The organism is Dehalococcoidia bacterium (assembly GCA_021295915.1).
Taxonomy (GTDB): Bacteria; Chloroflexota; Dehalococcoidia; order Lucifugimonadales; family UBA1123; genus VXRN01.
Map to the genome: position 1 here is coordinate 39,596 of JAGWBK010000022.1, position 14,793 is coordinate 54,388.

General features: G+C 59.5%; 12 protein-coding genes and 1 pseudogene. 6 read left to right on the forward strand and 7 right to left on the reverse strand.

Features of this window, described 5'->3' with window-relative positions:
- Positions 1-16: 16 nt before the first annotated feature.
- The 4 genes from J4G14_08115 to J4G14_08130 all read left to right on the forward strand — a co-directional run bounded on the left by J4G14_08115 (position 17) and on the right by J4G14_08130 (position 4,685).
- Entirely contained in the window at positions 17-1,894 is a 1,878-nt protein-coding gene (locus tag J4G14_08115) for an ABC-F family ATP-binding cassette domain-containing protein (protein ID MCE2457765.1), read from the forward strand.
- A 193-nt stretch (positions 1,895-2,087) separates the two neighbouring features.
- On the forward strand, positions 2,088-2,285 hold the full coding sequence (locus J4G14_08120; protein MCE2457766.1) for a hypothetical protein: 198 nt from the start codon (positions 2,088-2,090) through the stop codon (positions 2,283-2,285).
- Positions 2,275-3,702: an Asp-tRNA(Asn)/Glu-tRNA(Gln) amidotransferase GatCAB subunit A gene (locus J4G14_08125; GenBank protein MCE2457767.1), complete on the forward strand. Its 1,428-nt coding sequence runs from the start codon at positions 2,275-2,277 to the stop codon at positions 3,700-3,702. Before J4G14_08120 ends, J4G14_08125 begins: the two co-directional genes overlap by 11 nt.
- Entirely contained in the window at positions 3,675-4,685 is a 1,011-nt protein-coding gene (locus J4G14_08130) for a GDP-mannose 4,6-dehydratase (GenBank protein ID MCE2457768.1), read from the forward strand. Before J4G14_08125 ends, J4G14_08130 begins: the two co-directional genes overlap by 28 nt.
- Here J4G14_08130 and J4G14_08135 read toward each other — a convergent pair.
- The 3 genes and pseudogenes from J4G14_08135 to J4G14_08145 form a co-directional block, all read right to left on the reverse strand.
- Entirely contained in the window at positions 4,605-5,273 is a 669-nt protein-coding gene (locus tag J4G14_08135) for a histidine phosphatase family protein (protein ID MCE2457769.1), read from the reverse strand. The two genes, J4G14_08130 and J4G14_08135, sit on opposite strands and share 81 nt — an antisense overlap.
- Positions 5,270-6,961, reverse strand: coding sequence for a methyltransferase (locus tag J4G14_08140; protein MCE2457770.1), 1,692 nt, complete (start codon positions 6,959-6,961; stop codon positions 5,270-5,272). Before J4G14_08140 ends, J4G14_08135 begins: the two co-directional genes overlap by 4 nt.
- Positions 6,958-9,356 (reverse strand): annotated as a pseudogene (locus J4G14_08145) (glycosyltransferase). Before J4G14_08145 ends, J4G14_08140 begins: the two are co-directional and overlap by 4 nt.
- Before the next feature lie 241 nt (positions 9,357-9,597).
- Between J4G14_08145 and J4G14_08150 the strand changes: the two are divergent.
- Positions 9,598-10,032, forward strand: a complete 435-nt coding sequence (locus J4G14_08150) for a hypothetical protein (protein ID MCE2457771.1) — start codon at positions 9,598-9,600, stop codon at positions 10,030-10,032.
- Between the two features lie 129 nt (positions 10,033-10,161).
- Here J4G14_08150 and J4G14_08155 read toward each other — a convergent pair whose 3' ends face one another.
- The 4 genes from J4G14_08155 to J4G14_08170 form a co-directional block, all read right to left on the reverse strand.
- A complete protein-coding gene (locus J4G14_08155; GenBank protein MCE2457772.1) occupies positions 10,162-10,731 on the reverse strand; it encodes a hypothetical protein in 570 nt (189 codons plus the stop codon).
- 61 nt (positions 10,732-10,792) lie between these two features.
- Positions 10,793-11,731, reverse strand: coding sequence for a zinc metalloprotease HtpX (gene htpX / locus J4G14_08160; protein MCE2457773.1), 939 nt, complete (start codon positions 11,729-11,731; stop codon positions 10,793-10,795).
- 193 nt (positions 11,732-11,924) lie between these two features.
- Positions 11,925-12,320: a VOC family protein gene (locus J4G14_08165; GenBank protein ID MCE2457774.1), complete on the reverse strand. Its 396-nt coding sequence runs from the start codon at positions 12,318-12,320 to the stop codon at positions 11,925-11,927.
- Positions 12,321-12,465: 145 nt separating this feature from the next.
- The gene (locus J4G14_08170) at positions 12,466-13,536 is read right to left on the reverse strand and encodes an alpha-hydroxy-acid oxidizing protein (GenBank protein MCE2457775.1); all 1,071 of its coding nucleotides are present in this window, start codon (positions 13,534-13,536) and stop codon (positions 12,466-12,468) included.
- Positions 13,537-13,750: 214 nt separating this feature from the next.
- On the opposite strand from J4G14_08170, the gene J4G14_08175 reads away from it, so the two are divergent.
- Positions 13,751-14,776, forward strand: coding sequence for an amidohydrolase family protein (locus tag J4G14_08175; GenBank protein ID MCE2457776.1), 1,026 nt, complete (start codon positions 13,751-13,753; stop codon positions 14,774-14,776).
- Positions 14,777-14,793 lie beyond the last annotated feature (17 nt).

Consider the following 14,793-nt stretch of genomic DNA (forward strand, 5'->3'; position numbering starts at 1 on the left):
TGGAGAACTTGTTTCCATGCTGGTCGCCAGTCTTCAAAATGTATCCGCCCACTTCGGCTCGCAAATCGTGCTTGACGGGGTGTCGTTCCAGATCGACGACTCTGAGAAGCTGGGACTGATCGGCAGGAACGGTTCCGGCAAGACCACCCTGCTCAACATCCTGACCGGAAGCGTGGAGCCGACCTCTGGCACAGTTGTCGTTCCGAGCGCAACGACGGTCGGATACGTACCTCAGTACATCGATGCGCAGGACGACGTCACGGTGCAGGGCTACCTGCTGTCAGACTACAACCGGGTCTCAAACGAACTGCGCCGGGCGGAGCAAGGGCTGGAGTCGGCGAACGAAGCCAGGACGGCCCGCGCCCTGAACGTGTACCAGCGTGCTCGTGATGCCTACGATAGGATGGACGGCGAGCGATTTGTCGACGAGGCAAGGTCGATGCTGGCGAGCATGGGGCTGGAGGGCAAGGACACACAGCAGATCGGCTCGCTATCCGGCGGAGAGCAGAACGTGCTCTCTCTCACCAAGGCACTGCTCTCCAAGCCCGACCTCCTGCTGCTCGACGAGCCCGGCAACCACCTCGACTTCCTCGGCATGGCGTGGCTCGAAGACTTCCTGCTCAGGTTCAGGGGCGCGGTGCTGGTCGTGTCGCACAACCGTTACCTGCTTGACAGGGTCGCCGGCGGAATCCTGGAGCTGGAGAACGGCCGAGTCACCCGCTACGAGGGAAACTACTCTGCGTACCGTGCACAGAGACTTCGAGGTCTGCTTTCCCAGCAGTCGGACTACATCGCCAACCAGAAGCGGCTGGCCAAGCTGGAGGCACTCGTCCACCGCTTCGAGCAGATCGCGAGGGTGAACAGCGACCCAGCATGGGGGAGGCGACTCAGGGCTCGACGCTCACAGCTCGAGCGCGAGAAGAGGCAGGCGGTGGAGAAGCCGGAGTTCGACACCTCTGCCATTCGCACTCACTTCGACTCCGCTCCCACGCGGGCGAACATCGCGGTGCAGGTGCGCAGCTACACGCGTGGGTATGGCGATGAACTGCTCTTCGATGACGCTGAGATGGAAGTCAACGGTGGCGAGACTGTTGCGCTGGTCGGGGCCAATGGGACAGGCAAGAGCACTCTGCTGCGAGACATAGTCGAGAATGGCGCATGGGACGCCGAGCACATCCGGGTCGGACCAAGCATGAAATTAGGGTACTCAGCGCAGCAGCAGGAGACCCTGGACGACAGTCAGACCGTCGTTCAGCAGCTCCGTGAAGTGGCACCCATGTCCATCCAGGCCGCGTTTGTACTCCTCAGCGCCCTTCTGTTCGATCGCGATGACATGGACAAGATGGTGGGCGATCTGTCGGGAGGCGAGCGAAACCGACTTCAGATCGCGCGCCTGATGGCGACGAAGCCCAACCTGCTGATCCTCGACGAGCCGACCAACCATATGGACATACCGTCCCAGGAGGCGGTCGAGGAGGCGCTGGATGAGTTCCAGGGCACACTGCTGGTCGTATCGCACGACAGGTACTTCTTGGACAAGCTGGCCGAGCGGGTTATCGAGATCAGGGACCGCAAGATGGTCTCCTATCCGGGCGGATTCAGCGAGTTCTGGCAGTCTCGGAGACCGACCGACAAGCGTGTGGTGGGGCGAGTGTCCAGGCGTCGGCGACGATCAGAGCCAGACAGGGTCCAAAGGGCACACGACCGGCAGGCGCAAGCTGATCTCGAAAGGCGCATCCAAGAGGCAGAGGCGAGGAAGTTGGACCTCGAGAACGAGATGGCCCACGCGTTCGCCAATCGGGAGATGCGGCAGGGACGCCGCTCCCAGCGTCAGCTCGAAAGGCTGACGTCGGAGTTGCAGGACCTGTACGACAGGTGGGTCGAGTCAGGGTAGCCTTCGTACCACATCCTTGGAGTGGTAGGTCGATGCGGGCGGGACGCCCGCGCTCCGCAAGCGCGCTTATTGTATGCTTGGAGCGGTAGGAGAATGTGGGCGGGAAACCTGCGCTCCTAAAGCCTTCATGCTATGTGATTGGATCGGTATGGGCAGGTTTGAAACCTGCCCATACACTGACAGGAGGTGACGATTGAGCAGCCTGACCAATGAAGATGTGCTGGCCATCGCTAGAGCGGTCGACCTCGAGATACACGAGCCCGATCTGACCCAGGTGCGATACAGCCTCAATGCGATCCTGGAGGCAATGGACCAGGTCGACATACCGGGTCTGAACGCACAGGAACCTCTTCCAATCATCCCGCCGCAGGAGGAAGCAGATGGCCGATAGAGACCTCATCTACCTGTCAGCGACGGAGCTTGGGCGGAGAATACAGGCGGGTGAAGTCTCACCAGTAGAGGCCGCAGAAGCGTACCTCGAACGCATCGTAGAGGTGGAGCCGAAGCTCAACGCGTACATCACCGTGCTAGGCGATGAAGCGATCGAGTCGGCACGGCAGGCCGAGTCCGAGATCGCGGCCGGAAACCACAGGGGGCCGCTGCACGGCGTTCCAGTCGGGGTGAAGGACCAGATTCACACCGCCGGCATCCTGACGACGAGCGCGTCGAAGCTCAGGGCGGACTTCGTTCCCGACGAGGACGCCACTGTCGTCCGCAACCTTAAGAGAGCAGGCGCGGTGATCATCGGCAAGCTGAACATGACCGAACTGGCCTTCGGCGACCCAATCACGTCAGCGTTCGGAGTCACTGGAAACCCGTGGGACCCGCCACGAAATCCAGGGACGTCCAGCACAGGTTCCGGGGCAGCGACAGCCTCGTTCATGTGTGCTACTTCCCTTGGAGAGGACACAGGTGGATCTGTGCGCGGCCCCGCTGCCAACTGCGGACTGGTGGGCCTGAGGCCATCGTGGGGCAGGGTCAGCCGGTACGGAGTGGACGGCGCGTCGTGGTCGCTCGACACCATCGGGCCGGTCTCCAGGACCGCAGAGGACTGTGCGGCGACCATAGGCGCGATAGCGGGCTACGATCCGCGCGACTCGTACACGTGGGACACACCGGTGCCGGACTACCCGTCGCTCCTCGGAGGCGGCATATCAGGTCTGAGAATCGGCGTGGTCAAGGAGTTCACCGATCCCGAGTTATCTCCCGCCACACCTGAAACGCTTGACGCGATCTCTGCCGCAACTGAAGTGCTCATCGAGCTGGGAGCGGAAGTCCAGCAGGTGTCGCTGCCGCTGGCTCCACTTGCGGGGGTTGCGAGCCGCACCATCAGCGCGGTCGAGCGGGCAGGCCTAAACCCGCAATGGATTCGCGAGAGGGCTGAGGACTTCCATCCCAACATCAGGGTGCAGCTGATGACCGCGGACCTGATCCCGGCCACCGTGTACAACAAGGCGCAGAAGATGCGGTCGATGATACGCGCCCAGGCTCTCGAGATGCTTGAATCCGTTGACGTGCTGCTGATGCCGACATCGCCTGCTCCACCGCAGGTGATGGACCTCACCGCGGGCATAAACAGCGAACGCGAAGCATCATCGTGGCTGTCGGATGCCAGTTTCAGGGGCCTGTTCAGCATGGTCAGCGGTCCTGCGCTGTCCATATGCTGCGGGTTCACCACCGAAGACGGGGTCGAGCTGCCCCTGGCCATGCAGATCGCTGGCAGACCGTTCGATGAGGCCACTCTATTGAGAGTCGCCCACACTTACGAGCAGGCGACCGAGTGGCACACACGCCGGCCACCGATTTAGAAGTGAGTGACGTCCTGATTACCGGGGCCGCCGGATTTGGCGGGTCCAACCTGTCGAGAGCACTACTCAAGCAGGGGTACAGCGTAACCGGGCTGGATATCACAGCACCAGGCCACGCTGACCTGTTGCGACACGAACTGTGCAATCCACACTTCAGCTACGTGTGGAAGAGCATCCAGGACATTCAACCCGGGGACGTGGAGGGCCATTCGGTCGTGGTGCATATGGCAGCTCAACCAGATACCCCCCTTGGCTTCGAGTCACCGCGTTACACCGTCATGCAGAACATAGATGGCACCGTCGCCTTGCTGGAAGCAGTGCGACACGCTGGATGCGTGTCGAAAGTGATATTTGCTGGATCCGGGAATGAAGTCGGTCGCCCACTCTATTCCCCCATCGACGAAGATCATCCTCTGACTCCGCACAATCCGTACGGGTTCTCTAAGGCGGCAGCCGAACTCGCCCTGTGGTCGTGGCATCGAGCCTACGGGGTACCGTCAATCGTCATGACCACAGGCGTTGTTATCGGTCCCAACATGCGACGCGAGGTCTTCATATTCAAGTGGTTATGGAACGCTCTGTGTGGCAAGCCCATAATCGTTGAGGGCGGACAGCAGACGAGGGATGTGTCCTACATTGACGACGCAGTGAAGGCGTGGGTTCTTGCGATTCAAGCGCCTCACAGAGATGTCGTAGGGCACAAATTCCTCGTGGGCTCCGGCCGAGAGTACTCCATCGATGAACTGGCAAAGATCTGTCGGAACGTGGCCGGGACAGACGTCCCGATCGAATACGTCGACTACCGACCTGGGGAAGAGGGTCAGCGCGAGGCGTTCAACCCCGACAAAGCCCGGCGGGTACTGGGGTACTCTCCAAAGATTGGGCCTGAAGAGGCCATCTCTCTAACCGCCGAGTGGATAAGCCACCTTGCGGGCTCCTCGCCAAGCCACGTTCAGGCCCACGCGCGACCTCCAGAGAAGTAATCCGTCCAAAAAGTCGGGCCACCCAATCTGATCGGCCGACTTTCCGAGCATACTGGCCACTAACACAGCCAGTATGGAGTCGTGGGTAACAAACACATTCACACGTCCGCTGCGTCCCAGCCCGCGTGCGACGAGTTCAATTAGCATCCCGACGCCATCTGCGGTAGGACGCATTCCTGCCGGCGGCTCGGAGCCTGACAACTGGCGGCGTACAATGTCGAGTATATCTGTCTCCAAGAACAGAGGGCCCGAAACTTCGGGGTCCACGACAAACGGGCCAGGGTCACCCAATGTGCGATCGAGTTGAACCGGGGAGTCGCTGCCACAACCTTGGAGAATAGCCTCAGCGGTCTGAACACACCTCGGCACCGGACTTGATGTGACGAAAACTTGTCTACCCGCGATCAGTGCCTTTCCAAGCTGAGCCGCCGATACGACACCATGCGCAGTCAGTGGAACGTCGACTCCAAAAGTGCCAGTCCGGATTTCCTCCCTCTCGGCATGCCTGATTACCAGCGCAGCGTCTATTCGGTCAGGAATCGATTCCAGCCCGTCCAGAATGTAGTCGACAGGGCTGTAGCCGTTCACACTGCCACCGCACGGATTACGGAACTGACCGACTCAGTCGGTATCACGTCAAGTACCCTAAATCCTGAACTGTCCAGCATGTATCTGAACTGGGCTTCGGTTCGTTCGGCGCCTCCGGTAGTCACGAGCATGTGCAGGTCGAGCAAGCTACCTGAACCTGTTGTGTCATCCTTAACCATCTCGACTACATAGAGGATGTTGTCTGCGCACATCGATTCCCGGGCGCGTTTCAGAATTCTCAGCGCGTCTGAATCCGACCAGTCGTGCAGCACTCTTGCGAGAACTATTGTCTCAGATGATATCGGCCACTTCTCGAACAGGTCAGCACCCACGAAAGTGCAGCGGCCATCCAAGTCTTCTGGGACTTTGGCGGTAGATGTTACCTCGGGTCTGTCCATCACCACCCCGAACAAGCCAGGACAGGAACGCAACAGAGCAAAGGTCAACTCTCCAGTTCCACCGCCGGCATCCAAGATACTCTGATGACCGGTGAAGTTGACGGCCTCGGCCAAGTCACGGTAGTCGTGCTTAGCGTACGTGGCCATAGCATTGTGATATGACCGCAGATCTCCAGGACGTTCCCCCACCCATTCGAAGAAGTTCTTTCCAAAAGCACTTTCAAAGCCGGGCTGACCTGTACGTAGCGCGTGAACTACATCTGACCAGGCCGCGTACGACTCCCTGCCCCAGTGGAGAGCCGCATCGGCCAGCGAGAGTGGATGTTTCCTAGATAAGTAAGAACCTCTGTCAGTGGGATGGTAGAGATCGCCCTCGTCTCGGCTTACCAGACCCATTTCCATCAACGCGTGCAGCAATCTGTTGCCGGTATCCGCAGCAAGGTGGCACCTGCTCTCGATTTGCTCCGCCGTGGCGGGTAACGGTTCAAACACTCCGAGTTCGACCGCGACACGAATGGTCTGAGTCCTCCAGAGGCCAACCATTTCGCCGGAAAGCTCCTCCAGAGGAGAGTGCGTAGGCTTCCTAAGCTCGAGCGTGGTATTGCCTGAGTGGTTTATCGTCGACAGAGAGCCGTCGAACCTCTCTACTCTGGACTGCCCGTTGTAGAAGGGCTCAACACTTCTGAACCTACTCTCGTACAGTTGCACTCCCCTTGTGTCCACATGATGCCATCCGTTCGAGTCGCAAGCTCTCGCGTGTCCCTTGTGGAAGACATCGAGGTCCAAGAACCAGCGACTGTGGACAAGATTCCCTGACGCGTCTATGTGGGTGTGTTTGCCATCTGACCTCTGAACGACAGCGATTCCGTCCCTAAAGTCGCCGGCGTAGCTGTAGCGCTCTGAGTAGGCAGGAGAACCGTCGTCAGTGGTGTGAAAATAGCTGCCGTCGTTTAAGCGGACCGGACATCGGCCCTCCTGGAAGTTCCCGCACCAGGCGTACATCTCCGAGTGAAGGGGACTTCCGTCGGGGAGGATGTGGCACCATCCGCGATGGGTTTGGACTGCAGCTTTCCCATCGTAGAAACCATAGGTCTCTACGAAGCGGGAGAGATACGCTGGCAACCCGTCAGAAGTGATGTGGTAGGCGCCCGTGCTGTCCCTGGCCGGCGCTAGACCAGGCTCGTGAAACTTCTGAACCTCCAAGAACCTCTGGGTGTACGCGGGTTTCCCGTTGAGCAGGTGATGGGTGCCTTCTGTGGACAACGTGTAGTCCAGCCAAGTGGCGTTCACGAGGTAACTGGTCTCCTCATGTTGCAACCCTGACAGAGGGCGTTCTGCATGTAGTTGGACCGCAGGAAAGTGTATTCACTGCCATTCCAAATATCGCTCAAACTCGTGCTATTGAGATTACCGAACTCGCCAAGTGTGCGCCGCAGCACGTCCGGGGCACAGCACGGGTTGAACCTTCCGTCAGAGGCCACCCATGCCTCATGCCCGAGGAACGGACACTCTCCTCCGGGGGCAATGTCTCCATCGACTTCTTCGTCGAGCCTGAATATGTTCTCGAGAAGTACCTTCTCGCCCGAGGGGAGTCTGTGCAACTCCGCCATTTCGTGAGCCTCGTCGACCACAGCGTTCCATCGGGTGATCGCCTCAGGGCTTCGCCGCATCGACTGGCGCCGCATTTGATCGAAGTGCACCCACAGGTGGTGCCCCTTCACGCGATCTACACCTAGATTTGCAGCAAGAATCACGACATCCGGAAGCTCCCTAATGTTGATCTCCATGAAGGTCAGTTGAAATGTCACACGGCACCGGTTTCCGCCGTTCTGTGCGTGTTCGTCCCTAACTGCGATGAATTGCCTCACGTTGTCCAAAACTTCTTCCCAGTTGGAGCCCAGCATCACGCTCTCGTGCGTCTGTCGCGTCGAGCCATTCCAGGAGATCTTCACGTCCGATCCCACCGGTACGATGCGCTCTGCCCAAGGCCTAGCACCTCTACGCGGGAAGGTCCCGTTGGTGGTCAAGTTCAGCCTCACACCATAGTTGGAACACAGGTCGATGATCTCGTCGAAGTGCCGATACAGCAGCGGTTCACCCATAGTGGAGGGGATGATTTCACGAAGCGCCGTTCCCTGGGATTCGGCCAGGACACGCCGAACCAGTTCGATGTCCATTCGGCGCTTGGGACGCCCATCCCTCCTGCGCTCTGCCTGGGTTGTACTGTACGGCGAGTGATCCTCGCACATTATGCAATGCAGGTTGCAGTCGTCGGGATTCGTGTCGAAGGTTATTCGCCAAGGGCCCTTACCGGAGCCTGCACTTTGGGACGAGGGGTCTAACTTTCGGTCAACCCGTCCATGGAACGTCCCCGTGGTCATCACTTCCCTCCACGTACCAGAGAGTCATAGATTCTCTCAATTGCCAGGGCGTGCTCAGTCATATCGGGCACATTCCCATCTCTGGATTGGAGATAGCCCCGGTTACCTAATCGCTGAGCCAGATCAGGATCATCGGCCATACGCTGCATCTGTTCAGCTAAGGAAGTCGGGTCTCTGTGAGTGAAAAGCAGCCCGTTGTCCTCGTGGCGCACGTATTCCGCCATGCCTCCGAAGTCGGCCGTAATCACCGGTACGCCGGCCTGTTGCGCCTCGTGAATCACAAGTGGAGAGTTCTCAGCCCATATTGACGGAACAACGATCACGTCGCACCTGTCGAACACCTCGGAGACAATCTCAGGGTTCCGGTACTCACCCATCCACTCTATTCGATCTGTCGCCAGGCCAGGCAGGCTATCAGCCAACGACTTCAGTCCCGCCGTCTCCACTCCCCTATCGCGACCCCAGATCCTGAGCATGGCATCACCAGACAGCCGACCAAATGACTCGATAAGGTGGTCCACGCCCTTTGCGGCTATATGAGTCCCTATGTACCCAAATGTGAAGGGTTCGCCTTCGCACCTGTTTCGACCTTCCATGCGCTCCCTGTGGAAGCCGTAGTCCAAGTAGGTGAGCTTCTCTGAGGGGATGCCAAACTCATCCCTAAACCGCTCCATCAGATACCTGGCCGGAGCGATGAATACGTCGACCGCATCACAGACATCTCGCACATGGGCCATTCTTCGTCCGATCCAGTCCGTCCAATAGGATACGTCGGCTTCGTATTCGCTGTCGGCTCCTGAGAAGTAGCGGACGTAGCAGCGCACTGCGCACTTCTGGTCATCCTGGCCGTCACAGACAGACCAGTTATCTGTCGGGTCTTCGGGAAACATCTGGATGAACTGACCCCGCGGGCACATGAGCCAGTAGTCGTGCAGTGTGAACACCACGGGAATCTGTCGGTCCCTAGCCCTGAATACCAGCGACGTAGAGAGATGGTTGAGATGGCCAATATGGACGATTTCTGGCTGCACTTCGTCAAGTAGATTCCCGAATGCGTCGTCTACAGCCTGGCGCCTGTATCCGTCCCCTCCCCTGGCCATATTTATCACATGCAGTGTGATCCTGGGATCTGCCACGTCTTGCTCACGAGCCACAACGTACTCAGGGAGGAATGCATTCTCCTGCCTGGTGAACACGTGCACCTCGTGGCGATCGGCGAGGGCCTGTGCCAGTCCTTGGGAATACACCTCCGACCCGGCGTTATAACGCATCGGATAGCCATGTATCACTTTGACTACTCTCAAGAACTTGATCCTCTATCTGGCGACCAGGGCCAGTGCACTTCTTACTTATGCAGGCTCACTAGCCACGATAATATCAGACCACTTCTGGGTTGGAGTCGACTCACCATCCGCCATGCAATCCCTCACGCTATAATATCCGCAGTCAATAGGGTCTGAGCAGGGGGTTTCTGAAGTGCAGTCATCTGAGTCGATTGAGAACGGCGTTGTATCTCAGCTGGAGTCACTTGGTGTTGATTACGAGATGTTCGAGATCGACCCCGACTTCGCGGATACCGCGCAGTTCTGTGAGAAGTACGGCTTTCCGCTGGAGAATTCGGGCAACACGATTGTCGTGGCGTCCAAGCGGGGCCAGAAGAAGCACTGCGCCTGCATCGTCGCAGCCACCGACAGGCTCGACGTCAACAAGCGCGTCAAGGGGTTGATGGAAGTGTCGCGCGCGTCGTTCGCAGGCGCTGACGAGACGATGGAAATCACGGGCATGATGATCGGTGGGGTCACGCCGTTCGGACTGCCGTCCGATCTGCCCATATATGCGGACGCGAAATTACAGTCTCTCGACTACCTGATCGTCGGCGGAGGCGGACGGTCGACCAAGCTCCGGCTCGCGCCGTCTGAGTTGGACAAGCTGCCCAACCTGGAGTTCATCGAGGGGTTGTCGCTGCCGCCGAGGGAGTGATAGATCGCTCAGGCTCTCGCACCAGTGGATTGCCGAGCGGACCGCGGCGACGGGTGGATTCCCGCTTTCGCGGGAATGACGGTTGATGGGTGTTGCCGATCGCTTACACGTACAAACAATGGCTGGTGTTCAGAACGGGATGCCCCAGAGGGCGTACCAGTTCTCCAGTTTGCGCTGGACTGGGATCCTCTCCTCGCGCATGATCTCTCCGATGCGCATTTCGGTGGCGTAGTCGCGCTCGCGGCTGGCTGTCGGGACGAACGGGTAGAACCTGCCGGCCTTGTAGTTGTAAAGCCAGTACGCGGGGCGCCCCTGGAACTCCATTCCAAATACGGCGGCCAGCAGACGGTCTGCGAAGCCGTGATCGACTATCGTCTCGGTTATGGTGTGGATGAGACTGACGAGGTCCTCGAAGTCTGGATCATCCAGAATTATCCAGCGGGTGCCAAACTCGTCGTCCTGTAGCTCGAAGCGGGTGCCGGTGGCACGGCCGCTGACTTCGAGCAGGGTGCGGACCTCAGAGTCCAGACTGTCGAAGTACGATGACTCCACGGGGTTGACCACAACGCCCGCCTTGTAGGTCGGACGCAACTCGGTCCTGGCTTCCAGGTTGTAGGCAGCGCCTATGATCGAGAAGAATTGCTCTCTGTCCGGTGTCTTGAGTTTGGTGTGTCCGAATATCGCGCTGAAGATGCCCACGAGGTCTCGCTCTCTTCCCTTCCATCTGAAACCCGTGAAAGAGAGTTTATCGCAACCCGGCCTACGGGCGGAACGGTGTGCCGCGCTCGAGCTCCCTCTGCATGTTCTGGAGGCGCTCGATGCGCTTCTCCGTCGGTGGATGGGAAGAGAACAGTCGTGAAATGTCGTTGCCTGACAGCGCCGGAGCGAACATGAAGGCATTGGCATGCCTGACGTCGCGGAGGTCCTCGTCGGGGATGCGGTACATGTCGTTGCTGATCTTTGCCAGCGCGGACGCGAGCTGCATCGGCGCGCCGGTCACGATCGCGCCTCCACGGTCGGCAGCGTACTCGCGATAGCGCGATAGCGCCATCACCAGGAGTTGGGCCAAGAAGTAGACGACAATGGTCCCCACGTAGACGGCCATCATGATCAGCATGAGATTGCCGCCCTCGCCTCTGCGGTCGCCGCGTCCCCCGAAACCCCCGAACAGGCTCATCCAGAACAGCATCTGCATGAGGTAACCGGCCGTGATTACCAGCAGGCTGGCCCAGGTCATGACAGCGACGTCACGATTCTTCACGTGGGCTAGCTCGTGACCGAGCACGGCCTCGGCCTCACGGTCGGTGAGCCTGGACATCAGACCGCGTGTGACGGCCACTACGGCGTTGTCCGGGTTCCGACCTGTCGCGAAGGCGTTGGGCACGTGCGTGTCCATTACCGCGATCTTCTTGGGCTTGGGGATCTCGTACATCTGCGCGAGCCGCTCGATGGTCGCGTGCAGCCACGGCTCCTCCTGTGCAGTGACCTCGCGCGCGCCGGTGGACATCAGCACCAGCTTGTCCGACATGAAGTACTGGATCAGGACACCGATTAGAGCGAAGCCGAAGATCAGGACCGGGGAGATGCCCGCCCAGAACAGCAGGCCCATGAACACAACCCACAGGCCAGCCAGCATGAACATCGTGAAGAACATGCGGAACGTGAGTCCAGTATCTCTACCGTAGCTGCGTTGTCTCACCAGCGGAGCTCCTGTTGTGCTCTGTTCGGCCCGCCTATGTCTTAATCATAGCGAATGCACAGGATGTCCGAGGCCCCGGTTTGCAGACCTCAGAGAGTACAACGCAGGAGTCCTTGGTCAGTTAGTGAGAGCCCCTAATGCTGCTGGTTGTCGGCCCCCGACGGAGGCCGTGTCAGGATCACTTTCAATCGCTTCAGCCGGGTGGCTGCACCAGCTCGATGAGGACGTCGTCCGGGCCCTCGATGTAGGCGAGCTTTGCGCCGCCTGCCACCTCGGTGATGGGCAGAACGACCCGGACTCCCGCAGCGGACAGCCGGTCGATGTCGGACTCGATGTCCTCGACGTCGAACCCGAAGTGCTCCAAGCCCAGCCGGTTCAGTTCCGCAGAGGCGCGCTCGTCTGAAGACCCCGCCACCTGTGATGAGATGTTCAGGCGGACGGGCGAGCCCATGTCCATGCTGATCGTCACTGTGCCGGGCATGACCTCGCGCTCGGAGACCTTCGTGGCACCGAAGTGTTCGGCGTACCAGTCCGCCGACGCGGAGGGATCTGCTGATCGTATGTGAACGTGGTTGATGAGGTATGGCATGTGTCATCCTCCTGTTGTCTAGCTCCCGTTAGGTGTCCTCTCCCGTCAGGGAAAGGGTAGAGGTGAGAGCGAAGATTTCCCCTCATCCTAACCTTCTCCCCAGGGAGAAGGGACTTCTTGATCTCACTTTCGCCTTGCTGTGTGACTACCCGATGCGACCGCCGGGCATGTTTGTCCATGCGCTCATTTCGTGTGCCATCACGACCGGATCGGCCTTGCAGACGAAGTTCGGGTTGAGCTGGTCAATCGAGGTTACACCCATGAGAGCCATAGCGACGGTGATCTCGTCTTCCAGAAGTTCCAGCACCCTGACTACACCCTCGCATCCGGCGGCAGCAATTCCCCAGCCCTGGAGCTTTCCGATTGCGACAGCGTCGGCGCCAAGAGCGACGGCCTTGAGGACGTCAGTGCCGCGCTGTATGCCACCGTCCAGTACTATCGTCGCCTTGCCGTCGACAGCCTCGACGATCTCAGGCAGCATCTCAAGCGTTCCCTGTCCGTGGTCTAGCTGTCGTCCACCGTGGTTGGACACCCAGATGACATCCACGCCGTGCTCTATTGCGATCTTCGCGTCCTCGGCGGTCGCGATGCCCTTGAGCATGAACGGCAGTCCGGCAAGTTCCTTGATCCTAGCCGCTGTCTCCCAGGTGACCGAAGCCGCATGGGATGGATTGCGCGGGGCGCGGCGCGTGGGTGTGAGATACCTCGTCAGCAGCGGCCGCTCTCTCCGGCTGTAGTGGGCGGTGTCCACGGTGATGCAGAGACCGATGTACCCAGCGTCCTTGATCGCACCGACACGCTCTTCGATCCACGCCCAGTCGCCGTGGAGGTAAAGCTGGAATACCTTTGGGTGGTCGACCGCAGCGGCAATATCCTCAAGTCCGGGCTCCGTGACAGAGCTTACGACGTGCATGACGCCGTACTCGGCCGCAGCCCTGGTGGAAGCCGCGCCTCCCTCGGGATTAAAGACCTGGAGCGAGCCAATTGGTGCAAGCAACACCGGGATCTTCAGGTTCTGTCCCAGGAATGTCGTGGACGTGTCTACACTGGAGACATCGACCAGCACCCGGGGGCGGAATGCAACCTGGTCGAAAGCCAGCCGGTTGCGGCGCATGGTCGTCTCAGACTCAGACGCGCCCACCAAGTAGTCCCACGCGCCCTGGTGCAGGTTCACCCGTGCTCTCTGGACGATCTCCTCGTTGCTCAGGAATTCCATATCTACGTCTTGCTCCTCGCTGTCGGGGTGTTGAGTGTGTTGACCATAACGTCATGGCGACTGAAACAAGGTACCACTGGGATCGTATGACGCTCAATGGCGAGCGCTCGACGAGCGCTCCCTTACCGATAGGGTTGATGAATCTTGTCCTCGAAAACGTTTGCAAAACGCTGTGATATTATTGGCCCGCTACAACCTACGACGGAGGCCCACTATGCCTTTTGGCGGAAACGACTGGCTCGCACTGACTGAAGAGGAGACCCTCGAACCCGATCTTCCGATCTGCGACCCTCACCACCACTTCTGGGATTTTCGTACCGAGCGAATCCCATACCAGCGGTACCTGCTGCACGACCTCGCAGACGATGTGAACAGCGGACACAACGTACGATCCACCGTGTTCGTCGAGGCGCGGGCGATGTACAGGTCCGGCGGGCCGGACGAGATGAAGCCCGTAGGAGAGGTCGAGTTCGTCCAGGGGCTCGCTGCTGCGAGCGCGAGCGGGCTGTACGGCCCGACCCGTGCGGCGGCCTCTATAGTAGGACACGCTAACCTGAACCTCGGCGACGCTGTCGAGCCGGTACTCGAGGCGCTCCAGACTGCGAGCCCCAACAGGTTCAGGGGAATCAGGCACTCGGTGACCTGGGACCCTCATCCTGAAATCGAGGTCACGTCCGCCTACAGGATGCAGGGACAGCTTGCCAGTGACGAATTCCGCGCCGGGGCGCGCGTCCTGTCACGAATGGGCCTGTCCCTGGAGGGCTGGATGTACTTCCCGCAGCTTCCAGAGCTTGCCGACTTCGCCAAGGCGGTGCCCGATCTCAAGATCATCCTCAACCACATTGGAGGTCTGCTGAGGGTTGGCCCTTATGGCAACAACGACGACGAAGTGCTCGCCACATGGCGCAGCGGCATTGCGGCAGTGGCCGAGTGTCCAAACGTCACGGTCAAGCTCGGCGGCATCGGTATGCCGCGCACCGGGTTCGACTGGCACGAGCGCGATACACCGATCGGGTCTGAGGAGCTGGCCGAGTCAATGGCGCCTTTCATGAACTACTGCATCGAGCAGTTCGGGCCAGATCGGAGCATGTTCGAGAGCAACTTCCCGGTGGACAAGGTCTCGTACTCGTACAACGTCATGTACAACGCCTTCAAGCGCCTATCCAAGGACTACAGCGACTCCGAGCGCGCCGCCATGTTCCACGACACCGCAGCGCGGGTCTACAGGGTGGAAGTGTAACGCCCAAACGAAGAACG

Excerpts from the sequence above, each read along its gene's own strand:
- J4G14_08115 (MCE2457765.1), top strand. The coding sequence starts at position 17 with ATGCTGGTCGCCAGTCTTCAAAATGTATCCGCCCACTTCGGCTCGCAA.
- J4G14_08125 (MCE2457767.1), top strand. The coding sequence starts at position 2,275 with ATGGCCGATAGAGACCTCATCTACCTGTCAGCGACGGAGCTTGGGCGG.
- J4G14_08150 (MCE2457771.1), top strand. The coding sequence starts at position 9,598 with ATGTTCGAGATCGACCCCGACTTCGCGGATACCGCGCAGTTCTGTGAG.
- J4G14_08165 (MCE2457774.1), bottom strand. The coding sequence starts at position 12,320 with ATGCCATACCTCATCAACCACGTTCACATACGATCAGCAGATCCCTCC.
- J4G14_08170 (MCE2457775.1), bottom strand. The coding sequence starts at position 13,536 with ATGGAATTCCTGAGCAACGAGGAGATCGTCCAGAGAGCACGGGTGAAC.
- J4G14_08175 (MCE2457776.1), top strand. The coding sequence starts at position 13,751 with ATGCCTTTTGGCGGAAACGACTGGCTCGCACTGACTGAAGAGGAGACC.